The sequence below is a fragment of the Acidobacteriota bacterium genome (assembly GCA_035471785.1).
GTDB lineage: Bacteria > Acidobacteriota > UBA6911 > RPQK01 > DATIPO01 > JANQFM01.
Genome location: DATIPQ010000005.1, coordinates 141410 through 164833 on the forward strand (window position 1 = coordinate 141410; position 23424 = coordinate 164833).

Annotated in this window: 19 protein-coding genes; 7 read left to right on the top strand and 12 right to left on the bottom strand. The window is 62.0% G+C overall.

Annotated features, from left to right (window positions below; genetic code table 11):
• Positions 1 to 172 precede the first annotated feature (172 nt).
• On the top strand, positions 173 to 2089 hold the full coding sequence (locus tag VLU25_00920) for a protein kinase (GenBank protein HSR66477.1): 1917 nt from the start codon (positions 173 to 175) through the stop codon (positions 2087 to 2089).
• Between the two features lie 150 nt (positions 2090 to 2239).
• Positions 2240 to 2779 (top strand): TlpA disulfide reductase family protein, encoded by a 540-nt coding sequence (locus VLU25_00925; protein ID HSR66478.1) that lies wholly within the window; start codon positions 2240 to 2242, stop codon positions 2777 to 2779.
• A 13-nt stretch (positions 2780 to 2792) separates the two neighbouring features.
• Here VLU25_00925 and VLU25_00930 read toward each other — a convergent pair whose 3' ends face one another.
• The 12 genes from VLU25_00930 to VLU25_00985 form a co-directional block, all read right to left on the bottom strand.
• On the bottom strand, positions 2793 to 5081 hold the full coding sequence (locus VLU25_00930) for a hypothetical protein (GenBank protein HSR66479.1): 2289 nt from the start codon (positions 5079 to 5081) through the stop codon (positions 2793 to 2795).
• Between the two features lie 175 nt (positions 5082 to 5256).
• Positions 5257 to 6003, bottom strand: a complete 747-nt coding sequence (locus VLU25_00935) for a hypothetical protein (GenBank protein ID HSR66480.1) — start codon at positions 6001 to 6003, stop codon at positions 5257 to 5259.
• Complete coding sequence (locus tag VLU25_00940; protein ID HSR66481.1) at positions 5996 to 7054, bottom strand: Rieske 2Fe-2S domain-containing protein; 1059 nt, start codon at positions 7052 to 7054, stop codon at positions 5996 to 5998. The genes VLU25_00935 and VLU25_00940 overlap by 8 nt, the downstream gene beginning before the upstream one ends.
• A 2-nt stretch (positions 7055 to 7056) precedes the next feature.
• Positions 7057 to 7239, bottom strand: coding sequence for a hypothetical protein (locus VLU25_00945; protein ID HSR66482.1), 183 nt, complete (start codon positions 7237 to 7239; stop codon positions 7057 to 7059).
• A complete protein-coding gene (locus VLU25_00950) occupies positions 7236 to 7502 on the bottom strand; it encodes a hypothetical protein (GenBank protein ID HSR66483.1) in 267 nt (88 codons plus the stop codon). Before VLU25_00950 ends, VLU25_00945 begins: the two co-directional genes overlap by 4 nt.
• 295 nt (positions 7503 to 7797) lie before the next feature.
• On the bottom strand, positions 7798 to 9720 hold the full coding sequence (locus VLU25_00955) for an amylo-alpha-1,6-glucosidase (GenBank protein ID HSR66484.1): 1923 nt from the start codon (positions 9718 to 9720) through the stop codon (positions 7798 to 7800).
• A gap of 180 nt (positions 9721 to 9900) precedes the next feature.
• Entirely contained in the window at positions 9901 to 11442 is a 1542-nt protein-coding gene (locus tag VLU25_00960) for a GMC family oxidoreductase (protein HSR66485.1), read from the bottom strand.
• A 16-nt stretch (positions 11443 to 11458) separates the two neighbouring features.
• On the bottom strand, positions 11459 to 12277 hold the full coding sequence (locus VLU25_00965) for an aquaporin (GenBank protein HSR66486.1): 819 nt from the start codon (positions 12275 to 12277) through the stop codon (positions 11459 to 11461).
• Between the two features lie 14 nt (positions 12278 to 12291).
• The gene (locus VLU25_00970) at positions 12292 to 13110 is read right to left on the bottom strand and encodes an SDR family oxidoreductase (protein HSR66487.1); all 819 of its coding nucleotides are present in this window, start codon (positions 13108 to 13110) and stop codon (positions 12292 to 12294) included.
• A 126-nt stretch (positions 13111 to 13236) separates the two neighbouring features.
• Positions 13237 to 15897 (bottom strand): glucosidase, encoded by a 2661-nt coding sequence (locus tag VLU25_00975; GenBank protein HSR66488.1) that lies wholly within the window; start codon positions 15895 to 15897, stop codon positions 13237 to 13239.
• 131 nt (positions 15898 to 16028) lie between these two features.
• Positions 16029 to 16709 (bottom strand): NrsF family protein, encoded by a 681-nt coding sequence (locus VLU25_00980; protein HSR66489.1) that lies wholly within the window; start codon positions 16707 to 16709, stop codon positions 16029 to 16031.
• The gene (locus VLU25_00985; protein HSR66490.1) at positions 16706 to 17224 is read right to left on the bottom strand and encodes an RNA polymerase sigma factor; all 519 of its coding nucleotides are present in this window, start codon (positions 17222 to 17224) and stop codon (positions 16706 to 16708) included. Before VLU25_00985 ends, VLU25_00980 begins: the two co-directional genes overlap by 4 nt.
• Before the next feature lie 513 nt (positions 17225 to 17737).
• Between VLU25_00985 and VLU25_00990 the strand changes: the two genes are divergently transcribed.
• The 5 genes from VLU25_00990 to VLU25_01010 all read left to right on the top strand — a co-directional run bounded on the left by VLU25_00990 (position 17738) and on the right by VLU25_01010 (position 23388).
• Positions 17738 to 19348, top strand: a complete 1611-nt coding sequence (locus VLU25_00990; GenBank protein HSR66491.1) for a glutamate synthase-related protein — start codon at positions 17738 to 17740, stop codon at positions 19346 to 19348.
• A gap of 25 nt (positions 19349 to 19373) precedes the next feature.
• Positions 19374 to 21338, top strand: a complete 1965-nt coding sequence (locus VLU25_00995) for a thiamine pyrophosphate-dependent enzyme (protein HSR66492.1) — start codon at positions 19374 to 19376, stop codon at positions 21336 to 21338.
• 138 nt (positions 21339 to 21476) lie between these two features.
• Positions 21477 to 21695, top strand: a complete 219-nt coding sequence (locus tag VLU25_01000; protein HSR66493.1) for a hypothetical protein — start codon at positions 21477 to 21479, stop codon at positions 21693 to 21695.
• Between the two features lie 24 nt (positions 21696 to 21719).
• Complete coding sequence (locus VLU25_01005; protein ID HSR66494.1) at positions 21720 to 22817, top strand: hypothetical protein; 1098 nt, start codon at positions 21720 to 21722, stop codon at positions 22815 to 22817.
• A complete protein-coding gene (locus VLU25_01010) occupies positions 22810 to 23388 on the top strand; it encodes a hypothetical protein (protein ID HSR66495.1) in 579 nt (192 codons plus the stop codon). The genes VLU25_01005 and VLU25_01010 overlap by 8 nt, the downstream gene beginning before the upstream one ends.
• Positions 23389 to 23424 lie beyond the last annotated feature (36 nt).

The window sequence follows — 23424 nt, forward strand, 5'->3', positions numbered from 1 at the left end:
TCCCGCTGAAGTGCGTCAAGCGCATGAGGTCCTCGGTGGGACCGATTCTACTTCAACCGGAAGATCCCGTCGAACGGCCCAGGTCGGAGCCGCCTGACGGCGTCGGCAAGACCTTCTCTATGTGGACAACTCGCTGCGCCGCAGGCCTGGAAGGCGTAAACTAATAGGCCCTGTGAACCCCTATCTGAACCGGGCCATGATCCGCCAGTCCGAGGACTTCTTCGGACGCAAGGCCGAGATTTCGCGAATCCTCTCCCGTCTGGGAGCCGATCCGCCCCAGAGCGTCTCGGTGGTGGGGGAACGGCGCATCGGCAAATCGTCTCTGCTCTTTCATCTCACCGACTCCAAGGTGCTGGCAGAATCGCTGTCCCCTTCCGGCATCCTCCCCATCGTGGTCTTCCTGGACTGCCAGCAATTGCAGGGCGTCTCGGTGGATGAGTTCTTCCAGTTGGTGGTCCGCCGCATTCAGCGCAGCCATCCCCGGCTGGGCCGGGAGGAAGGCGAAAGCTACGCCGGTTTTCGCGACCTCTTGGAGGAAATCTCCGAAAGCGGCCTGCGCCTGGCGCTGCTGCTGGACGAGTTCGACGCCGTTACCTCCAACCCGACCTTCGGACCCGACTTCTATGCCTTTCTGCGATCGATGGCCAACAACTATCCGGTGGCCTATGTGACCACTTCAAAGACCGAATTGCAGCGACTCTGCTTTTCCGAAGAGATCTCCGACTCGCCCTTCTTCAATATTTTCTCCAACCTCTATCTTCGTCCCTTCCGCACCTCTGAGGCGCAGGAACTGATCGAACGTCCCTCTCGGCGTCAGGGAAGGCCCTTGCGCGAGCACGGGCAACGCATCATCGGCATGGCGGGACTCTTTCCCCTCTACCTACAGATCGCCTGTTCGGCCTGTTGGGAGAGCCTGGCTGAGGACCAGCACCTGGATTGGCCTCAGGTCGAGATGCGCTTTCTAGAAGAAGCCGCGCCCCATTTCGATTACTTCTGGGAGCAGTGCGGGGAGGACGCGCAGCGGGTGCTGGCAGCGCTCCTTCAAGGACGGCAGCCTCAGCCCGAGGACCGCTATCTGTGCCAGGGATTGCAGCGCCAGGGCTACTTGCTGGCCGACGACGATGCGTCATACCGGCTCTTCTCGCCCTTCTTCGAAGCTCACCTCAAGCAAAAGGCCTCCAGCGCCACCCGAGAAACGCGCCGCAAACAGGAACCGCATCAGCAGACCACGCTGCTGCGTCCCGGCAGCCGCGTCAACCAGTACCGGATACTCTCCAAGGCGGGGGAAGGGGGAATGGGCGTGATCTATTGCGCCGAGGACTCCGCCCTTGATCGCCGGGTAGCTCTCAAGTTCATCCTGCCCCAGGCCAACTCGCAGGAGTCCTCGCGCCGCCGCTTTCTGCAAGAGGCCCGCGCCGCGGCGGCCCTCAGCCATCCCCGCATCACCTCGGTCTATGAACTCTTCGAATATGAGGACCAGATCGTGCTGGTGATGGAATGGATTGAAGGGCGCTCCCTCAAGGAATGGGTGAAAGAGCAGGGTCCGGTGGACTGGAAGCGGATGACCGGCTGGATGATCGAGGTTTGCGAAGGGTTGGAAGAAGCCCACGCCCGGGGTATCGTCCACCGCGACATCAAGTCGTCCAACATCATGATCGGCCAGGAGGAGCGAGCCAAGATCACCGACTTCGGCTTGGCCAAGCACCGGCGCCCCAGCGCCGACAGCACCGACCTCACCCAGCAAGGCGCCCTGCTGGGAACCATCGATTACATTTCGCCGGAACAAGCCCACGGCGACGAGGTGGACGGCCGAAGCGACCTCTTCTCGCTGGGAGTCGTTTATTTCGAGGGCCTGACGGGATGCCTGCCCTTCCACCGCCGCAGCCCGGGCGCCACCTTGCGGGCCATCTTCGAAGAAGCGCCGCCCTATCTCGGACTCTATCAAGTGGCTCAGGCCGAACGCATCGACCGGGTGTTGCGCCGCATGCTGGAAAAGGAACCCGAGCGGCGTTATCCGTCGGCTGCAGAGGTTAAGAAAGACCTGCGCAAACTGCTGCGCAAGCGCGGCATACTCGACTGGCTCTCCTGAACGGATCTTCCGCGCCCAAGCCGCGGGCCCCATCAATCTCACAGATGAAACAGACGGATTTGCAGTTGATGAAACGACAATGCCGCGCTATAATTACGAGACTAATTCCGCAAGACTTTAGGCCTATCCCATTCGATGAGGAGTCTTTAGATGAGCAAGCAGAAGAGAGACTGGTATTTCATCACCCTGCACGTGTTCCTGGTGCTTCTGGCCGCTTTGGTGGGTTGGCTGAGCTTTCAGAACTGGCAGATGCAGGCCCGCCTCACTCCCACGCCTCGGCCTCAACTTGAGCCGGGCGAAGAAGTGCCGGCAGTAGTGGCCAAGGCCACCGACGGAAGTGAAACCACGGTCGATTTCCAAGGCCAGCAGGACACCCTGCTCTTCATCTTCAACACCACTTGCCCCGTGTGCAAGAACAACCAGGGCAATTGGAAAGACGTCTATCAGCGGGCCTCTGACCGCTACAACATCGTGGGCATCAGCCTCGACACCGAGGAGGCCACGGCAGCCTACATCGAGGAATTCCAACTGCCCTATCAGGTGGTCTTCCCCGACCCTCAGGAGTTTGCCAAGAACTTCAAGGTCAGCGCCATCCCCACCACCATCCACGTCGGAAAGGACGGCAAGGTCAAGAGCACCACCCTGGGCATGCTGCCCGACGGCTACCTGAAAGAGCTCTCCCTCAAGTAGAGGGCGTCGCTTCCTACGTTTCCTGACTGGCTGGAGGCTCCTCTTCGTCCGCCTCGTTCCGCTGGCTCTTGAGCTCCTCCAGCGATATCTGGATGGAATGGTTGGAGTGCAGCAACTCGTCGAGGACCTCTTCGCGCGTGCGGGATTCCTCTGTGTGGTGCTCTTCCGACTGCTCGATAAAGGGCCAGAGTTTGCGGCGGACCTCCTGCGGCAGCACGCTTTCAAGGTATTCCAGCGCCGTGCCCCGCAGCTTGCTGTCGCGGGTGTGGAGCCCGCGGAACGCCAGTTTGAGCGGTTCCCGCGGCAAGGTCAGGGAGAGCAGGGTGAAGACGTGCTCCATGCTTCGGGTGGTGCGGTCGCGCAAGACTTCGTCCACGATCAGGCACTCGTCCTGCTCGCCGGTCCCGTCCAGCAGGCGCTGACTTTCCCAGATGCGCCTGTCCACGTCCACTTCTTTGAGGACGGCTTTGAAGACGCTTTGCTCCTCCAGCGTAATGTGGTCATTGCGCGATTTGACGAAGGCCAGGGCCCGTCCCGTCTGAAAGCGGACCTCGAAGCGGGGGTCGTCAAGAGCCTTCATCAGTCCCTGGGCCACCCTGCGGGAGGGGGCAAAGGCCAAAACGCGGGGCAAGCGGCGGCGAATGGCGAAGTCCTTCTCCCGGTCCAGCAGGGCGTCCAGAAGCTGCCCCTGCACCTTGGGTGCAATGTTGCGCAGCGCCCGGATGGCCTTGGGAGCCACTTGATCCCAAGCCAGCAGCGGAACCACGTGGGAAGTCAGGTGGGGATCGAGCATGTCCTCCTCTTCCAGGACCTGGCCGATCTGGCGGGCGTCCTTGGACCGAAGGCGGCTGATCTTGGCCAGCAGAGGATCGGTGCAGTCCGCCTCATCGCCGTCCGCTGCGCTCTTCTCGACCGGACTCTCCTCCTCGCCTGGCTGCTCTTGGACTTCCCGGCCGTCCTCCTCAGAGGCAAGCGTCTGGGTATCGTCGAGATGCTCCTTCAGATCGAAGGACGTCATGGTCTGCATCATGATGGTGCGGGTGGTGCGGTCCTGGGCCACGGAGAGGTCGAGTTCCATGGCGCGGTTGGCCATGCTGCGCTCCAGGGCGCTGACGTAGCCTTGCCCCAGCCGATGAGAAATGAACAGCGCCGCCAGGGAGAAGGCGACCGCCATGATCATCATGACCGGCTCGGCGCGGCTGCCCAGGTAGAGGAGCAAGAAGACCAGTCCGCCGCCCACGGCGTCCCCCAGGCGCTCGAATCCGACGTCGATCAAGCCTTTGGTGGCCCGCTTGTCACGCTCGGCGATGGGCGTGAAGAAGAGCTCGTAGCTGGAGCGGAAGAGAGAACTGCGGACAACCGATTCGCCGGCCCGTGCCAGGGCCGAGGCCATCAATCCCGGGACCGCCAGCACTGTTCCCGCGCCCAGCAGAGTCATTCCCGGCAGCATGGCCGCGGTTCGGGAGATGCCCAGGCCGTGCAGCGAGCGCTTGCTGAGCAGGGTCTGGACCAGGAAGGTCAGCAGTGCGACGCCGGTGTAGAAAAGGGCGAAGAAGCGCAGCAGGGGCTCGCCGCGCTGGAAGCTCTGCTCGGCCCAGGACTTGAAGACGTAGTCGAGCAGGGCCGCCGTGACCGTTCCCACCAGGATGAGCAAGGCCAGGTTGCGCAGGTAGGGAGCGCGCCGCAGCAACCTGAGGCCGGTGGCCGGACTCTGGGCGGCGCCGTCGGCTTGCCCCTCGGGAAGTTGCAGCCGTTGCACCGAGGCCGCGCAGAAAAAGTGCAGCCCGGCCAGGATGGGCAGCATGGAAGCCACGCTGAGATAGACGGCGGCCCGTTCCGCCATCAGTCCGCCGATGAGTCCGCCCAGAGTGGCGCCGCCCGCCACCCGCGCGATGTGCTTGCGGGCCGCGCGCGGATCGAGGCGCTCGTTGAACATCGACCAGAATCCCGACACCAGCACCGATCCGAAGGCGGCGATGTGCAGGTAGAAGAGCACGGCGGCCAGCCGCGGAGAGACCTGAAGAACGCCCCACAGTCCGATCTGCAGCACGGCGCTGGCGGCAAAGGCCGCGGGAATAAGGCGGCCCGGCGTGAGGCGGGTCATGAAGGTGGTGGCGGCCAGCACCACGGCGATGGAGAAGAGCGCCGAGCCCACCAGCATGAGGGGAAGGGAAGTGACGTCATAATGGCTGAGAAAAAGGGCGTCCCGGGCCGCCTTGCCGGCCAATTGATGGGCGATCATGGCTCCTGCCGTCACAGCGGCGGCCAAGACCACCTTTTGGGTTTCCGTAGGCCCGCTCATCTTCCCTCCATGAGTGCCACATCATAAAGGTCCAGGCGACCTTTGGTCGAACTCCCAACGCCCAATCCGACCTTCGGTCGAGCTCCCAAGGGCCAATTCCCGACTCGCAAGCCCGTTACTTGGGAGTTGGGAGTAGTTGGGAGTTGGTCGTTGTTCGTTGAAAATTGCCAAGCCTTCAGCGGCGCAGGCGGCGGATGTTTGAGGGAGAGGCCTTGATGACCAGCCAGTTTCCATGGCGCTCGACTTCGCCGTTGACCCGCACGGGGACGCCGATGCGGTCGAGGATGGCCTGGTTGACCGGCTGGCCCTGAGAATCGAGCAACAGCAAAAGCAGTTGGCGGTCGCCGCTTCCGATGCGCAGCAAAGGCGGGATGCCTCCCCGGATGCAGTTGATGGCGCAGGACTTGTGGACTTTGCCCCGGCCGGGATTCATCACCCCCAGGTAACACTTGCTGTCGACGATCTCGCCCACCAGCGCCCACTCCCCCAAGGGCTGGGGATGGGGAAGGGGCAAGGCGGCATCCAAAGCGGCGGGGCGGACCGATCCCGGCACCGCCTCCAGCATCCAGGTCAACCCCCGCTGAATGAGGGTGGCCCGCAACTCCACGGCCTGGCCGTCGCGTCCGCTGACGGTTTCTTCGGCTCCGAACTTGCCGGGATGGACCAGGGGCACGTTGGTTTCTTTGCCGTCCTCGCCGGCCACCACTATCGAGGGGACGGGAGCCTCGGCCAAGCGGCCCTTCCAGGTCTGCAGGTTGCCGAAATCAAAAAAGGAGGCGGCGAAAGGGGACTGCATCATGGCCAGTCCCGCACCCAGCAGCACCGCGATCAGCAGCAGAAGCGCCACCCGAGTGCGCAGGAAAGAGGCGATTCCGGGCGGAGCCTTTTCCTGGAATCCGATGTAGAACTCCTTGTCAGCCATTGCCGGCCTCCTCAGCGGCTTGCTCCAGGCGGATGGGCTCGACCGGGGTTCCCGGCGGGTTGGGGGTGTGGTGGACGAGGATGCGTCCATTGACCAGGCGAAGGTCGAAGGTGGGGATCTTTTCCTTGAAGGGAGGCGGCGAGTCTCCGCTCGCGGGACGATACTGGTAGCCGTGCCAGGGACAGGTGATGCAGCCGTCCACGATCTTGCCCTCGCCCAGCGGTCCGGCCTGGTGGCGGCACACGTTGGAGACGGCCGAGATCTTGCCGTCGTAGCGGAAAATGGCCACCCGTTCGCCCTGCACGGTGATGATCTTGGCCCGCTTCTCTTGGATGTCGTCGGGAGATCCGGCGTCCACCCAGCCCTGGGGGTTGGCGGACATCTCACGGTCCAGCGGACGCTGACGCTGGGCCGCCATCAGGTGCAGCCCCACGATCCAGACCACGCCCGCCGTCAGCAGCAGCCCCAGCCAGGGACTGGTTTCGTCCTGCAGCACGCCCAGCGCCACGTGCAGCACCAGCAGACCGTAAGCCAGGTAGACCAGCATGTGCAGAGCCTTCCAGACAGGCGGCGTCAGGGCGTTGAGCCAGAAGTCGTGGCTGGTGGCCGCCATCAGGAAGAGGACGACCAGGGCCGCGAAACCCAGGGTCTGAAAGGGAAAGTCGTGCAGCGATCCGTAGGCGGTGTTGGAAGCGAAGAGCGAAACCAGCGGGTTCATTTCGCCGAAGGCGTGGAACTGGATCATCGACAACGATGCGTGCCCCAGCGCCAAGACGAACGTCATCACGCCCAAATGGCGGCGGTTGTAGAGCAGCGGCAAGAAACGCGGGTCGAGCCGGCTCAGCGGGCCGATGGAGAGGATGACGTGAAGCATCAGGAAGGCGGCCGTCCCCAGCGCCCGGATGAGCGCGGTCTCGGGCGTGATGTTGGGAAAGTAGGCCAAGCTGGTACCCAGGAAGGCTGCCAGGTAGAGGGCGATTCCCAGCGCCATCCACAGGTCGTAGCGCTTTTTCTGGCCCGTCCACTGGACGGCTTGGTAGGCCACGGCCATGCCTATTGCTCCTCCCCGCCCATGGGTGCCGCAGGGGACTTCGGTACCGCCTCCTCCAGCTCCGAGGGGACGCCCGAAGGCGGCACCTGAGGACGCGTCAGCAAAGCCAGCGCCAGCATGATCAAGAGCAGCGGACCCAGCAGAAGGAAAATGACCCGATGGCGGCGGCGCTGTTCCCGTATCATGGCGCGCCTCCTCCGGCGGCCCGCCGATGGGCGTCCTCCGGCTCGGGGGGACGGTCGCTCCCCCGGCGCAGGCGGCTGAGCAGCAGAGGCCACAGGGCTGCCGACCCCGGAATGATCAAGAGACGGAATCCCCAACTGCCTTCTCGAGCCGCCGGATCGATGCGTCCCACCCAGCGAAAAGCGAAGAGCAGCGCAAACACCACTCCGGCCAACGAGTAGAGTCCGAGGACTGCCAACAGAATCGTAATCGCCGTTTCCAGCATTTCGCGAAAGTTTACCTCAGAATAGATCTCAAGGCCATTAACCCGTTTAGCCGCATTTCTAGCGGGTTATCTACTGCGAAGCCGAATCTTCCGCGCTGACTGCGACTGCTCGAAGTACCAGTAGGGCAGGCCTGCGCGGGCCCCGTTCGCGACGCCCACATAGAAGCACGACGCCTGCGGCTTCTCGCGACGACAACCCGCCAGAAATGCGGGCTGGGCGCCATGGGGCGTAGTCTACCCGCCCCGCCCTAGGTGCGAGCGCCGTACCATGTTTTGTGACGGCGCGAGTTGCGGATCAAGCGTCCCTTTCGGCCAGTACGCGCTCTTTGAGCCGCAGGATCTCGCCCAGCGACCAAGCCTGGAACGGGCACCCTCTGGGGGCGAAAGGTGCATCGCCGTCGGCTATTTCCGAAACGTGTCCCAGGCCAGCCTGATCCAGGTGATCAAGCAGAGGCTGAAGGAATCGCTCCCTGGCTTCCAGCCGCGATTTGCTGGAATCGCCATGGACGCGCAGCCAGGCTTCGACAAAGGGGCCCATCAGCCAAGGCCAGACGGTGCCTTGATGGTAGGCGCTGTCGCGAGACCAGACACTGCCGCCGTAGTGGGCCCGGTAATCCTGGTGGCCTGGGTCGAGGGAACGCAGTCCCATTGGCGTTAGCAGGCTGCGTTCCACCGCTTCCACGACTTCGGCGGCCCGCGGGCCCTGAAAGAGCGGGAAAGGCAAGCCGCCCACAGCCAGGATCTGATTGGGTCGCAAGGTGTTGTCGTTGTCTCCGGAGCGGTGATTGACGTCCACCACGTCGTAGAGGTAGCCGTCCCGCGACGACCAGAAGCGTTCCCTGAAGCTCTCAATCGCCTGTCTGGCACGCGCTTCGCAGCGGGGGTTCCAAGGGGCCGCGATCTGCAGGGCGTTGATCCAGAGCGCCTGTACTTCCACGGGTTTGCCTATCCGCGGGGTCACCACCCAATCGCCCACCTTAGCGTCCATCCAGGTCAGTTGAACGCCCGGCTCTCCACAGGCCAAGAGGCCGTCGTCATCGCGCCCAATGCCATGGCGGGTGCCCCGGGCCATGCCCTCGATGATGGAACTGACGGCCTCCTGCAACCGTGTTTCCTCTTCAGACGTCAGGCGGCAATGGCGCAGGCACTCGTGGACCGCCACGGCATACCAGAGAGGCGCATCGACTGAGTTGTATTCCGGCTCCTGATCGGCATCTGGGAAGAAGTTGGGCAGCAGTCCGTCTTTGACCTGCCCCGACCACTCTAAAAGAATGTCTTTGGCAACCTCGTAACGGCCTGTGCTGAGTGCGAGTCCGCGCAGGGCGATAAAGCTGTCACGCCCCCAATCGGTGAACCAGGGATAGCCGGCTATGACGGTGCGTCCCTCGCCACGACGCACGATGTAGTTGTCAGCCGATTGATGGAGTTTGCTTGGGAAGACGGCTCGCCTGCGCCGCTCGCTCCTCTGCAAGTCGGCCACCAGCCTCTCGCAGGGCTCGGTGGAATCGGCCAATCCACCCGGGACGTCCGCCGTGAGCAGGAGCTGTGCTTGTTTCCCCTGTTTTAACGGCCAACTCAAAACTCCAGGCGCTGCCAGGTCTTCAATGTCGTCCAACCCGCGCTCCGTTTCCTCGGCGTAGCGGAACCGACGGTACCAAACCGGGTCGTGATGATAGCGACCATTGTGAAGGAGAGCAATGGAGGGGACCCCAGGGTAAGGCTTCCAGGTGAGGCGCCCCTCGCTTTCCTCCGGCTGCATTCGGAAGTGGGGGTTTTCATGATGAGTGGAATGGTAGTCGCGTCCGCTCAGGAACGGTCTCAGGCAGAGCCGCGCCTCGTAAGGGTAAAGCATGCGCCAAATCAGCGCCAAGGCAGCCTTTCCGTGAGGTGCAAAGAGCTCGAACTGAAGGCGACCGTCGCCGTCGAGGCGGTAGATCCAGCAGGGCCAGGGACGAAAGTGAAAGTCGGCGATTCGTCCACGCACGTCGGGGGCCACAACGTCGGGCGCATAGCGCTGGCTGGTCAATTCGCTCCTTCCGTCGGGCGTTTCCAGCCAAGCCTCGAAGCCGTTGACCAGAACCATTCGTTCAGTGGGCGGACGGCGCGCCACCTGCAGCAAGGCGTGGTAGCGGCGTCTGCGCTCGGTTCCCACGGTGCCGGAGGCAAAGCCGCCCAGACCATCAGCTTCCAGCCATTCGTTGTTCCATCGGTTCATCATATCTCCCTCTACAGTCCATTCCGCACCGCGGCCGGACCATTCAATTGCTGTCGCTTACCACCAGTCGAAGCCCATGGCCGTCCGGATCCTTGAGCAGGACCGCCGATCGCCGGTCCCGCCAGCAGGACCGTCAAAATGAAGAAGCTGAAGCGCGCGAGCAGATGCATGCCGATCCTCCAGTCAACCCAGCCGCTCCAACAGGTGTTCGCCTACCCGCAGTGCGTTGGCCATAATGGTCAGGGATGGATTGACGGCCCCCGAGGAGGGGAAAAAACTGCCGTCGACCACGTAGAGATTGTCCACTTCGTGTGTCCTGCAGTCGGTGTTGAGGACCGAAGTCTTGGGGTCGTTGCCGAAGCGGATCGTTCCGCACTGATGAGCCACCGCCTGAAGGGGGATCTTCTTGCGCATATACAGCGAGCAGGGCAGGATGCGGTCGCCGCAGTCGACCGCCTTGACGGTTTCGGTCCAACGGTTCAGCAGACGGTCAAAGGACTCGTCGTTATTGCTCCGGTAGTGGAGGACGATCTTGCCGTGGTTCAGCCTTACGCGATTGTCGGGGTCCGGGAGGTCCTCGCCAGTCAGCCACCAGTCGACGCTGTGGTGGGCGATCTCGTCCAGGGCGATTCCCGGGGCCAGCGAGGGCGCGTCCAGCGCCATCATGTCTTTGTTTACCTTGCCCAGCAATTGGACATGCCCCATGGGAAAGGCATAGTTCTTCTCGCCCCAGTAGAAATCGTTGATGGCCAGGGTCTTCTGAAACACCGTGTCGTTGCGCCGCCGGCTTAATCCCACCATGGCGGCGTTGTTGTGCTTCATGAATCCGCGTCCCACCCAGTCCGACCCGTTCGCCAGTCCCGCCGGATGGCGGTCGTTGGCCGAGGCCAACAGCAGCGCCGCCGAATTGATGGCTCCGCAGGAAACCACCACCAGTCCGGCCTTGAAGCGCTCAAGTCTGCCTTCAATCGTTGCTTCCACCTGGCTGACCGACCGTCCCTTGGGGTCGGTCAAGAGGCGTTTTACCTTGGCGCCGGTGAGCAAAGTGACGTTGGAATGAGAAAGCGCGGGGCGGACGCAGGTCAGGTCGGAGTCGGCTTTTGCGTCCACCAGGCAAGGGAATCCGTCGCAAGTGTCGCAGCGGATGCAGGCGCTCTTGCGCGGATTCTCTTCGTTCAGGCGGATCCCCAGCGGCACGTGAAAGGGGCTGAATCCATTGGAGCGCAGCTTGTCGTGCAGCTCTTGGATGCGCGGTTCGTGGCTGACCGGCGGCAAGGGGAAGTCGGAACTCATGTCGGGCTCGGTTGGATCATCGCCGCGCCGTCCGTGGACGTGGTAGAGCTTCTCGGCCTGGCAGTAATAAGGCTCGAAGTCCAGATAGCTGAGCGGCCAAGCCGGAGACAGGCCGTCCCGGTGAGTGACCTCCCCGAAGTCTTCCCGGCGCAGGCGCAGCAGAGCCGCGCCATAAACTTTTGTGTTGCCGCCTACCCAGTAGCCGGTCCCGGGACGCAGTCCGCGTCCTTCGGCGTCGAACCAGATTTCGCCGGTGTGATAGCGCTCTTTGTGGAAGACCTCGCGGGTGTCCCAGTTGGCCTTTTCGCGGGGCAGGAACTGGCCCCGCTCCAGCACCAGGATACTCTTGCCGCTGGGCGCCAGCTTGTGCAACAAGGTTCCGCCTCCGGCCCCCGTACCGATGATGATGATGTCGTAGTGCTTGCTGGACATGGCCAATGGGTCTCCTTCACATGGATGATGGCGTGGAAGCGGATTTGCCGGTTTTGGGAAAATCGCACTTGAAAATGCAGCGGAAACGGTTGATGTGGTGGAGCCTGGCGCACAGAACCGGATGGCTGTCGGCCATGGTCCACTGGTAGAAGACGGCGGCGCCCAGCATTCCCAGCGGAGGAGCCAGCAGGTAGATCCAGAAGTGCGTCCAGATTCCGGAAGGAAGGGCTGAGGCCAGGCTGCGGGCGGGGTTGATGCTCATTCCCGATAGAGGGGCTTCCAGAAAGATGAAGCTGCCTACGAGCAGGCCGGCAACCAGGCCGGTGTAGCGATTGAGCCGAGGGCGGTTGCTGACCATCAGAATGAAAAAGAAAAGCGTGGCCGACATGAGGACCTCGGCAAGGAAGGCCTCCATGGCCCTCGCGCCGGCGGGTACCGTGGCCACGAAATTGACATGCGGATCCGCGATCCACCCTCCCAGAAGAACCTGAGCCAAAAGTACACCCGCCACTCCTCCCAGCGACTGGAAGAGTACGTAGGCTACGGCATCGGCGGTCCCGACCTTTCCCAGCCTCCAAAAGGCGATGGTCACGGCGGGATTGATGTGGGCGCCTGACCGCTTGCCCAAAGGCGAATAGATAATGGCTATCGCGGTCAGGCCCATGGCCGCTCCCATCAGCGCCCGGCGCACTTCGCCGTTCTCCAGCGACTGGCGCAGGACCGACTCGGGAAACTCCAACCAAGCCGCAAAAACCGAGGCGGAAAGCATGAACAGCCCCAGCCCGGCCGCTTCCATCAGGTAGAGCGGCCAGTGAGATTTCCACTGTTTCAGCATGAAGCGGGTCGTCCTTAGCCGCCGGTGGCGAATCCGGGATAGAGGGTCATGCCTCCGTCGATAATTAAACTGGAACCGGTTACATAGTCCGATTGGTCGGAGGCCAGCCACACTGCCGCCCGGCCGATGTCGTCGACTTCGCCCGTGCGTCGGTATGGAATCAGCGTCAGCAGGGCCGCTTCAGCCTCGGGGGTTTCCCAGGCGCTGCGGTTGATGGCCGTCCGAATGGCGCCGGGCGAAATGGAATTGACGCGGATGCGATGTCCGGCCACCTCCTGGGCGATGCTCTTCATCATCAGCATTACGCCGCCTTTGGAGGCCGCGTAATTGACGTGTCCCGCCCAGGGGATGATCTCGTGCACTGAACTAATGCAGATGATCTTGCCGGCCGCGCAGGAGATTTCAGGACGCACTCCGCGCCTCTTGAACTCCCGCACGGCTTCGCGGGCGCACAGAAACTGCCCGGTCAGGTTGACTCCGATGACCCGGTTCCATTGCTCCAGCGTCATCTCGTGGAAGGCTGCGTCCCGCTGCAGTCCCGCATTGTTAACCAGGATGTCGATGGTGCCGAAGCGCTCCATCATCTCGGCGAACATCTCCTCTACCTGGTCTTCCCGCGAGACGTCGGCATGGTGGCTATAGGCTTCGCTGCCGCAGCGTCGGATTTCCTCGACCACCTCCTGCGCGGCCTCCTCGCCCTCGTGATAGTTGACCGCTACGTCGGCACCGGCGTGGCCGAGGGAAATGGCTATGCCGCGTCCAATGCCTGAATTGGCCCCCGTGACGAGCGCCTTCTGTCCCTTGAGGTGCTTGATGATGGGACAGTGGGGCATCACGACTTCGGGCAGACTGTCATCTTGATGTTTTGCCATGACTTCGATCAGCTTCCTTCCGCTGTCTTTCAATCTGAGGTTTCTGGATCCAGGGTTTCCCGATGACCTGATTCTTATTCGGGCGTTCTACCTTTTTTCCGATTCCCGCTTTCGAGGTTGCAGCAGCTTGGCCACCAGACCCGTCCAGCCGGTTTGATGGGAGGCGCCCACGCCCCGTCCGTTGTCTCCATGAAAGTATTCGTGAAAGAGGGGGAGGTCACGGAAATGGGGGTCCCGATGCAGTTTCTCGTGATAGGCCAAGACGGGACGGCGTCCCTCCTCGTCGCGGAGAAAGAGCCGGCCCAGCCGTTTCGAGAGTTCGATGGACACCTGTTCGAGGGAAACGAGGTTTCCCGAACCCGTCGGACACTCCACCTGGAAGCGATCGCCGTAATAATGGTGGAATTTCTGCAGCGACTCGATGATCAGGTAGTTGATGGGAAACCAGATTGGCCCCCGCCAGTTGGAATTGCCCCCGAAGAGCCCCGTGGTGGATTCGGCGGGTTGGTAACCGACTGACAGCGGATGCCCGCAGCAATCGAAGACGTAGGGGCGCTCGGCGTGGGCGCGCGAGAGCGAGCGAATGCCATAGGGCGAGAGGAATTCTTGGGGATCCAGCATGCGTTTGAGCAGGGCTTTCATCCGATGCCCTCTCAAGAGGGAAAGCAAACGTCTCCGGCCAAGTCCCGGCTCATCCCATCGGGAAACCAACTGGGCCATATCGGGACGGTTCTCCAAAAACCACTCCAGGCGCCTCCTGAAATCGGGCAGTTTGTCGAGCATGTCGGGTTCCAGCGTCTCCACCGCCAAGAGCGGGATCAACCCCACCAGCGAGCGCACGCGCAGGGTGACGCGCGAGTTGTCGGGCAGATTGAGAATGTCGTAGTAGAACTCGTCCTGCTCGTCCCACAGACCGCCCTGGCTTCCCGCGAAGTTGGTCATAGCCTTGGCGATGTAGAGGAAGTGCTCGAAGAATTTGGTGGCGATGTCTTCGTAGACCGGGTTGTGCAGCGCCAGTTCCAGGGCGATCCGCATCAGGTTGAGGCAGTACATTGCCATCCAACTGGTGCCGTCGGACTGGGAAAGATGACCGCCCGTGGGCAGTTCGGCGCTGCGGTCGAAGACCCCGATGTTGTCCAGCCCCAGGAAACCGCCTTGAAAGATATTGTTGCCGTCGGCGTCTTTGCGGTTGACCCACCAGGTGAAGTTGAGCAGCAGCTTGTGGAAGACCCTTTCCAGGAAGGCCAGATCCCCCTCGTTTCCCCGTCTCTTGCGGTCGATCTGGAAGACCCTCCAGGCAGCCCAGGCGTGCACGGGCGGATTGACGTCGGAGAAGGCCCATTCATAAGCGGGCATCTGGCCGTTGGGATGCAGATACCACTCCCGGGTCAGCAGGACCAACTGGTCCTTGGCGAACTCGGCGTCGACCAGTGCCAGAGGGATGCAGTGGAAGGCTAGGTCCCAGGCCGCGTACCAGGGATACTCCCAGGTATCGGGCATGGAAAGGATTTCTTGATTGTTGAGATGCCTCCATTCGTAGTTGCGTCCCCATTTGCGCTGCTGGGGTGGGGGGGGCTGCTCAGGGTCGCCTTGCAGCCAGAGATCGACGTCGTAATGGAAGAACTGCTTGCTCCACAGCATTCCGGCAAAGGCCCGGCGCTGAACCGACCGCTCGTCCTCGTCATCGAGGCCTATTTGGAGTTGGGAGTAAAAGTCGTCGGCTTCCTTCTTGCGACGCTTCAGAATAGCGTCAAAGTTTTTCCAGGTATCCCCTTGGGCCTTTTCGGCGCGCCTCAAGCGCACCTTGACCTGGCACGACCCGCCTGAGTCGAGGGAGAAGTGAAAGAGGGCGGCAGCCTTGCTTCCCTCAGCCTCAGCCAAGACATCCAGACGTCCATCCACCACAAAACTGTGGAAGGCATCCTTAGGATGGGCAGGCGAAGCGATGGACCCGTAAAGGCGGCGGGTATTCGTCTCGTTCTCACACAGCAAGAGCCTCTCCGCGTCGGCGGCCGCCCAGATCCACTGGCCCAGTTGTGGATGATCGAGGCGGAGCCTTTCCGTGCTCTCCAGCCGTAGGCGGGGCTTCTGCCCGCCATCCCATGACCAAGTGTTGCGAAACCACACCTGAGGCAGGACCCACAGTTCGGCCGCCTCAGGTCCCCGGTTGAGCACCGTAACCTTCATCAGGATGTCGTCTTCGGAGGCTTTGGCGTATTCGACGACGACGTCGAAGTAGCGGTCGTCGTCAAAGACGCCCGTATCGAGAATCTCGAACTCGGGTTCGTCCTTGCCGCGTTGGCGATTGACTTCGACCAGTTGGGCGTATGGGAAAGCCGCCTGAGGGTACTTATAGAGCATCTTCTGGTAGGCGTGGGAGGGACTGGCATCAAGGTAGTAGTAGAGTTCCTTGACGTCTTCGCCGTGGTTCCCCTCGCTGTTTGTAAGGCCGAAGAGTCGCTCTTTGAGGATGGGGTCGCGGCCGTTCCAGAGGGCCGGCGAAAGGCAGATGCGCTGCTCGGCGTCGCTAAATCCGGCTAGGCCGTCCTCACCCCATCGGTAGGCTCGGCTTCGGGCGTGGTCGTGGGGAAAGTAATCCCAGGCCGTGCCGTTTGGACTGTAGTCTTCGCGTACCGTGCCCCATTGCCGTTCGCTTAGGTAGGGCCCCCAAAACAACCATTTTTCTCGTTGCTCGGTGCTCAGCCGCCGTATCTCGGTCTGACCTGCCGTCTTCTTTTTCTTGGCCACTTTCTTTCCTTTTGCAACTTTCGGCCGTCCCGGCGCGGGCGCCCTCGTCGACAGGCCTCGACCCGCGCCGGACGGGGCTCTCAGGACAGTTATTTGCCGCCGCGGGAGGATGGTTACAGAGGAATTGGAATTTATTTTCGAAGGGCTCTACGGCTTGACCAAGCCATCAGAAGAGGAGCTGCCAGCAGGGCCGCGAGGATGGCGCTGGTGTGCCCCGCCAGGGTGTGGAACGGAGACGATATGGGGCAGTGCAGGCGCCAAACCATCTCGGCGGTCAGAGCCGCTGCCGCGCCCGCCAGCAGTCCCGCAATGTAAGGGCGGGTGGGGAAACCGTCACGCTGCATCTTGAAGAGCAACAGCAACATGGGGACGCTCAGGAGGCAAAGCCGGGTAAAGCAATGCATGGCCGCCCCGACCTCGTTTCCTGCGGGGGCGAAGGTAGGGCTGGCGGCGTGGCTGACCGAAGCCAGGCAAATCTGGGTCAGGGGAGCGGCCACAGCCAAGGCCAGCGCCAGATGTGATTGCAACCCTGCTGCTGGAACAGCCTCTCTCAGGGACCAGTAGGCTACGGTTCCGGCAACCGCCAGTCCGAAAAGGGAAAGGCCCCAGGTACCCAGTTCACCCAGCTTCGGCATGTCGGGGCGGATACCGCTCAGCACCGCGATCATGGTCGAGGCCAGTACCATCCACGCCACCGAAGGCAGCAGGCGGACGCCGGTCGCGGGCAGCGGTCGGACCTCTTCGAGATCATCCTTCACATGCCGGTAGACTCTGCGAAAGGTTTCCTCGTGAAACTGGGCGTTGTCGCTCATGAGCTGTAAGCGCTCCCCCGCACGATGCGCCTTAGATCCTGAAGAGCGCGGTAGGATCGGAGCTTGGCAGCTCCAGCCGAGATGTCGAGCAAAGCCCCGATCTCGGTAAAGGTAAATCCCAAGTAATAGTGTAGCAGCAGGCACTCCTTGCGTTGAGGCGAAACCGACCGCAATGCTTTCTCCAACGTCAAAGAACTCTCAAGGTCCCGGTTTCCCACTTCTTCTTCAAGCCTGGCCCAATCGCCCTGATCCAGGTTGGTCACGGGCTTTCGGCGCTGCGCTCTGAGATGCATGAGAAAAAGATGTCGCGAGATGGCGAAAGCCCAAGGAGCTACCGGACGGGGAGGCTGATAGGTGTGGCGGCTGCGGTGAATCTGCAGGAACGACTCCTGAAGCAGATCCTCGGCCAATGGTTCCCGCAAACCCTTGTATATGAGGAAACGGAACAATCTCGGAGACAATTCGCGGTACAGGTCCTCGAAGGCTCGCAGTTCGCCTTGCTGGTAGCGAATCATGAGGGAGACGAGCTTATCCTCTTCAGCATCCGTTTTTCTTTCGGACTTGTGACCCATCGCTCCGAAACCTCTCATTCGGCCGTCATGCAATATGGCCAAACGTGTTGGCATTGTGATTGCCCGCCGCTGTGATGTCAAGAAGGCCTGGTGGCGTGGTATGGGGGTCTTTTGCGGACTGGCCAAGTCAGGAAAGTACGCGTCCCCACCTTTCCCGACCGCAGTTGAGCACCTCCTGAAGATTTGGCTGTAACCACTTGTCCTTAGTCGGCAAATGGGAATCCGGAGTGCCGCCAAGGAGGAGAAACGAATGACCCTGGGCGTGACCATTATTCATCGCTCCCAACTGCCGGTGATCGGCAGCAAGCCATAAATCGCTTTCCTTTGCGAGACTCCTCCGGATGGAGGGTCGGTCTGATGGCCTTCCCTTCACAGCGCAATTTTTTGGACAGACGCCGCACTGCGCCCTAATATTGAATCTGATAATCGCACCCTCGGTAACACGAAAAGGAAGCAATGAATCGACTGTCAATCGCAAGATGGGACGACTTGGGGGACCGCAAGCCGGCCTATGCGCTGGTGTCCAATGTCGACCTGGTGGTGATCCGCTACGACGAAGAGGTGTCGGTGCTCTACGGGCGCTGCCTGCACCGGGGAGCCCTGCTGGCCGACGGGCACATCCAGGGCGAGGATCTGATTTGCGGCGTCCACCAGTGGGACTACCGCTACACGACCGGCGTCAGCGCCTACAACAACGAAGAGGTGCTGCACAAGTTCTCCTCCTGGATCGAGGACGGCCAGGTTTGGGTGGACGCCGAGGAGATCGCGGCCTGGGAAAAAGACAATCCCCAGGCCTACAACCGGGATGAATACCTGGGCGCCTACGCCGACATTCACGGCACCGAGGACGAGCCTCACAACAAGTTCATCCAGGACTTGGCCAAGCACGGACTCTCCAAGACCGGCCATCACGGGCCGGCCCATGCCATGGGCGTTCCCCGCAGCCAGCTTCCCGGATGGGACGACATCCAGTTCGTCACGGCCCAGTTGGCGCGCCTGCCGCTGCTCGACGACGAGGAAGTCGCGAGCGGCCTGGTCATCGGTCCTGGGGCTGACAAGCCCCTTGAGCTGGATATCCCGCTCTTCGTCTCCGACATGAGCTTCGGGGCTCTTTCCGAGGAGGCCAAGGTGTCTCTGGCCATGGGAGCCGAGATGGCCGGCACCGGCATCTGCTCGGGCGAAGGCGGAATGCTGTCCGATGAGCAAGAGGCCAACAGCCGCTACTTCTACGAACTGGCTTCGGCGCGCTTCGGCTTCTCCTGGGACAAGGTGGAACGGGTTCAGTCCTTTCATTTCAAGGGCGGCCAGGGCGCCAAGACCGGCACCGGCGGCCACCTTCCCGGGGAGAAGGTAAAAGGCAAAATCGCCCAGGTGCGTTCTCTGCAGGAGGGCCAGCCCGCCGTGTCGCCGGCCCGCTTCCCGGACTGGGACGACCTGCACTACTACAAGGATTTCGCCGCCCAGGTGCGTGAGCGGACGGGCGGCATTCCGGTGGGCTTCAAGCTGTCGGCTCAGCATATCGAGGACGACCTCGACGCCGCCCTGGAGATCGGCGTCGACTACGTCATCTTGGACGGGCGGGGAGGCGGCACCGGTGCCGCTCCGCTCATCTTCCGCGACAACATCTCGGTGCCCACCATTCCGGCCCTGGCGCGGGCCCGCCGGCACCTCGACCGGCGCGGATGCTCCCACGTCACCCTTATCGCCACCGGCGGACTGCGCACTCCGGCCGACTTCGCCAAGGCCATGGCTCTGGGGGCCGACGGAGTGGCCGTGGCCAACGCCGCCATCCAGGCCATCGGATGCCTGGGCATGCGCGCCTGCCACACCAACAACTGCCCCGTGGGCATCGCCACCCAGAAGGAAAACCTCAGAGCCCGCCTCATCGTCCAGGAATCGGCCCGCCGCCTGGCCCGTTTCTTGGAGGCCTCCACCGAGCTCATGAAAGTCCTGGCCCGGGCTTGCGGACACCGCCGCCTGGCCGACTTCTGCCCTCACGACCTGGTCACCTTCAAGCGCGAGATGTCCGACCTCACCGGCATCCGCTACGCAGGGGTGAGAGACTGATGGGATCGTTCTCAAGGAGAGAAAGATGACCGCCAAGATGACGTGGCATAAGGTGTTGGAGAAGGACGAACTGCCCGAGGGACGCGTGAAGCCGGTGACCTGCCGGCATCTCACCGTCTGCATGACCCGCTTTGAAGGCCAATACGCCGCCCTCGACAACAAATGTCCCCACCAGGGCGGGCCGCTGGGCGAAGGCAGCATCGAAAACGGATTGCTGCGCTGCCCCTGGCACGGATGGGACTTCCACCCCACCACCGGCAAACCTCCCGGAGGCTACGACGACGGCGTCGCCACCTTCCAGGTCGACGAGCGCGAGGACGGCATCTATGTAGGATTCCCCCAGGACCAGCCCCACCAGCGCACCGTCTCGGACCTGATGGCCGAAACCATGGTCAACTGGGGACTCAAGGCCGTCTTCGGCATGGTAGGCCACTCCAACCTGGGACTGGCCGACGCCATCCGCATCCAGGAAGAAAAGGGCGCGCTGACCTACTACGGAATCCGTCACGAGGGCGCCGCCGCCTTCGCCTGCTCGGCCTACGGCAAGCTCACCGGCCGCCCGGCCGCCTGCCTCTCCATCGCCGGCCCCGGCGCCACCAACCTGCTCACCGGACTGTGGGACGCCAACGTCGACCGCGCCCCCGCCATCGCCCTCACCGGACAGGTGGATACTCAGGTGCTGGGCCCGGGAGCCTTCCAGGAAGTCGACCTGCAGGCCGCTTACGGAAAGGTCGCCCAATGGGCCCAGCCGGTGCTGCATTCCAGCAAGCACGCCGAACTGGTCAATCTGGCCTTCAAGAGCGCCATCCTCAACCGCGGCGTCTCCCATCTGATCTTCCCCGACGAGGTGCAGAACCTCGAAGTCTCAGAAGAGGCCCAGCCAGGCGGCCCCCAGGGACGCGTCCCCTCGCGCGCCATCGCCCCTCCCCAGGACGCGCTGCAAGAGGCCGCCAAGCGCCTGCGCCAGGCCCAGCGTCCCGTCATCATCGTGGGACACGGGGCCCGTTTCCGCATGGACGGCATCGTGCAACTGGCCGAGCAACTCAACTGTCCCGTCATCACCACCTTCAAAGGCAAGGGACTGATCGCCGACAGCCACCCGCTGGGATGCGGCGTGCTGGGACGCAGCGGGACGCCCATCGCAAGCTGGTTCATGAACGAGTCCGACCTGCTGCTGGTCTTCGGGGCCAGCTTCTCAAACCACACCGGGATCACGCCCAAGAAGCCCATCATTCAGGTCGACTACGATCCCATGGCGTTGGGCAAGTTTCACGCCGTGGACGTGCCCGTCTGGGGCGAGATCGGCGTCACCTGCAAACTGCTGCGCGAACAGATCGCTCAAGGCTGCGCCGCCACCGGTCAGCGCGGCGAGATCGCCGAGCGCTGGGAGATCTGGCGCGCCGAAAAGAAGAGCCGCCTGCGGGACGACCGGGGCCGGGGACTCAACTCGGCCTCCATCTTCGCCGCCCTCACCGATCTGCTTCCCCAGGACGCCATCATCGCCGTCGATGTGGGCAACAACACCTACTCCTTCGGACGCTACTTCGAGTGCGCCCAACAGGCCGTCCTCATGTCGGGCTACCTGGGCTCGATCGGCTTCGCCCTGCCGGCCGCCCTGGGCGCTTGGGCCGCCACCCAGGAAGACGATCCCCGATTGGCCGGACGCAAAGTCGTCTCCATCTCGGGCGACGGAGGTCTGGGCCAGTACCTGGCCGAGCTGACCACCGCCGTAAAGTACGGCATGAACATCACCCACGTGCTGCTCAACAACTCGGAGCTGGGCAAGATCTCCAAGGAGCAGCGCTCGGGCAACTGGGACGTCTGGCAGACCTCTCTGCACAACCCCGGCTTCGCCGACTTCGCCCAAAGCTGCGGCGCCCTGGGCCTGCGCGTCGACGACAAGTCCCAACTGGAAGACGCCGTCCAAAAGGCCCTCACCCACAACGCCCCCTCCCTGGTAGAAATCATCTCCGACCCCGAGCTGGTGTGAGGAGGCGCTGCACAAGCCAGTTTTCAAATGACTAAAATTTTTTGCGGTTAATTCTTTTAATTGACCAATCTAAAACTCTTATGCTAGGGTCATCTCCGATAGACTTCTGGGTAGAGAACCTGTGAAGGAGGAAAACCTATGAGAGAGCGAATTGCGGTGATTGCGATTCTTTTACTGCTCGCACTGGCGCTGATGGTTCCGATGTTTTTGGCATCTGCAGCGATCCCTATGCCCGTGCAGGCTGATGACGTACCGCTAGGCGCGGATGAGAAAAAGGTCTTTAAGTGCGACGAGATTGGATGCCGCTTTACCTGCCAGCCTCCGGCCTATGATTGCTACGTCGTAACGCCTGAGTGATCGTCGTCCCATTCGAGAGATAAAGTGCTCAAGCGAAGCTTAGCTCTTTTGGGAACGGGACTCCTGCTTCTGCTCTTGACCTGTCGCTCAGCCTCACCTAACGAAAGCGAGGTCGGCGCACTGCCTCCGGTCACAGCGGATGACCTGGAGCCTGTTTACCTGACGACAGCGCCGCCGGAAAGTCAACTGGCCGTTCCCCATATTTCGACGAGAAATCGCATTGCTCTCCAGTTGCCCTCGGGCAGGCCGCCCCTGAGAAGAGTCTCCGCCTTCACCTCTTCACCTGACTCGCTTTACCTCCTCGAATGGAGAACGAACACCATTTGGCAATTTGACGATGACGGGACGTTCATCCGGCGCTTTGGCCACGCTCAGAGTGGTGAGCGTGTCATTGAAGCCGGTTACAGCCTTCACTACAGCGAAAAGAAGCGTAGGATCTTCGTAGCCGACAATTCGGGGACGCTCGTTTATCACGAGGACGGAGAATTCGACAGGGTCATAGAGAAGCCTCAGTATTCATATTCAGTTGCGGAGACGCCTGAAGGTCAGCTTCTCGTGTGCAGTTCGACTCTTCAGGGACCCCACTGGGTCCGTCTTGGCGAAGCGGGTAGCATCGAGACCTTTTACAGCCGCCGCCGGCCTTTGCTGCCACCCGGGCAGGAACATTTGTCGGCTTTCGTCCCCCACTCCTACGCCGATGCCGACAGCCAGGGAAATATCTATATTGGTGCAAAGGTGCCCTATCAAATTCGCAAGTATGCGTCGGATCTCTCTTATCTCGGCGATTTTCGCCTCATACCCGATCCGACAGTGGTGGACCCTCCGGAGCGACTCAGCCCAGAAGAATGGGAGGCGCGAATGAGGGGCCAAACCCCCACTCACTCGGCAGTCCATATGCTCTCAGTGATACAGAACCGCTATGTGGTGACGCAGATCCTCAATCCAGATTTGGAAAGGAGGCTGCATATCTACACACTTGATGGTGAGCAGGCCTTTCAGCCGATATCCTGGCCCTATTACTTTTTGGGCGCCAACTACGAAGGGTTCATGACTTTCCTCGACAACACCGGTGACGAACTGGCCCTGGTGATCGGCAGGCTTGAGGGGGACGGAAATGAGTAGACGCGAGGCCCTGTTCTGGGGCTTGGGGGCGCTCGGCTGCGTTGCATTGGCACTCTTTTCGGTCTACGCCTTGAATGGCGACCGTCGGATGGGGCCCCCAAGTGCAGCCGCCTCAGTGCTTTCGCAGGTCGTCGTTCAGGATCCCCACGGCGATCTGCGTCCTCTTGCTCAACTGGCGGATGCTCCCCTTAATGTCATCCTGCTCTTTTCGCCCAGGTACCACTGTGTTTCCTGTCTGGGCACGGTGCGCCAATGGGAGGCCAACCTGGCATCCTGGCCGCCTGAAAAGGTGTCCGCCGCCCTGGTGGTTGACGGAACACAGAGCGATCTCGCCGGCTTCTTAGCTTTGAAGGAGGATATCGAGTTTAGTGGGCTCGTGTTATTCGACCCAGAAGGACGCCTCAGGCAGATTCTGGATCTGCCCCAAGATCCCATGGTGATCGGCATATCGGGCGATGGAGAAGTGAAATTTGCTCTCTCGCTTTCGGACGCCCTCTGGAGCAGGATCAGTTTCGAAGAGGACTTTGTCGGAGCCTTGATCTGGGAGTCCCTTCCCGAGTCCAGCCAATGATTCGGGCGAATCGCCTGTGATTGTTTTCGAAATCGC

What these genes read in the sequence shown, in the direction of transcription:
- VLU25_00940 (HSR66481.1), bottom strand. Translation starts at nt 7,054, where the DNA reads ATGGCCGTGGCCTACCAAGCCGTCCAGTGGACGGGCCAGAAAAAGCGC.
- VLU25_00955 (HSR66484.1), bottom strand. Translation starts at nt 9,720, where the DNA reads ATGATGAACCGATGGAACAACGAATGGCTGGAAGCTGATGGTCTGGGC.
- VLU25_00965 (HSR66486.1), bottom strand. Translation starts at nt 12,277, where the DNA reads ATGCTGAAACAGTGGAAATCTCACTGGCCGCTCTACCTGATGGAAGCG.
- VLU25_00995 (HSR66492.1), top strand. Translation starts at nt 19,374, where the DNA reads ATGACCGCCAAGATGACGTGGCATAAGGTGTTGGAGAAGGACGAACTG.
- VLU25_00970 (HSR66487.1), bottom strand. Translation starts at nt 13,110, where the DNA reads ATGCCCCACTGTCCCATCATCAAGCACCTCAAGGGACAGAAGGCGCTC.
- VLU25_01000 (HSR66493.1), top strand. Translation starts at nt 21,477, where the DNA reads ATGAGAGAGCGAATTGCGGTGATTGCGATTCTTTTACTGCTCGCACTG.
- VLU25_01010 (HSR66495.1), top strand. Translation starts at nt 22,810, where the DNA reads ATGAGTAGACGCGAGGCCCTGTTCTGGGGCTTGGGGGCGCTCGGCTGC.
- VLU25_00930 (HSR66479.1), bottom strand. Translation starts at nt 5,081, where the DNA reads ATGAGCGGGCCTACGGAAACCCAAAAGGTGGTCTTGGCCGCCGCTGTG.
- VLU25_00985 (HSR66490.1), bottom strand. Translation starts at nt 17,224, where the DNA reads ATGATTCGCTACCAGCAAGGCGAACTGCGAGCCTTCGAGGACCTGTAC.
- VLU25_00935 (HSR66480.1), bottom strand. Translation starts at nt 6,003, where the DNA reads ATGGCTGACAAGGAGTTCTACATCGGATTCCAGGAAAAGGCTCCGCCC.
- VLU25_00950 (HSR66483.1), bottom strand. Translation starts at nt 7,502, where the DNA reads ATGCTGGAAACGGCGATTACGATTCTGTTGGCAGTCCTCGGACTCTAC.
- VLU25_00960 (HSR66485.1), bottom strand. Translation starts at nt 11,442, where the DNA reads ATGTCCAGCAAGCACTACGACATCATCATCATCGGTACGGGGGCCGGA.
- VLU25_00925 (HSR66478.1), top strand. Translation starts at nt 2,240, where the DNA reads ATGAGCAAGCAGAAGAGAGACTGGTATTTCATCACCCTGCACGTGTTC.
- VLU25_00945 (HSR66482.1), bottom strand. Translation starts at nt 7,239, where the DNA reads ATGATACGGGAACAGCGCCGCCGCCATCGGGTCATTTTCCTTCTGCTG.
- VLU25_00990 (HSR66491.1), top strand. Translation starts at nt 17,738, where the DNA reads ATGAATCGACTGTCAATCGCAAGATGGGACGACTTGGGGGACCGCAAG.
- VLU25_00980 (HSR66489.1), bottom strand. Translation starts at nt 16,709, where the DNA reads ATGAGCGACAACGCCCAGTTTCACGAGGAAACCTTTCGCAGAGTCTAC.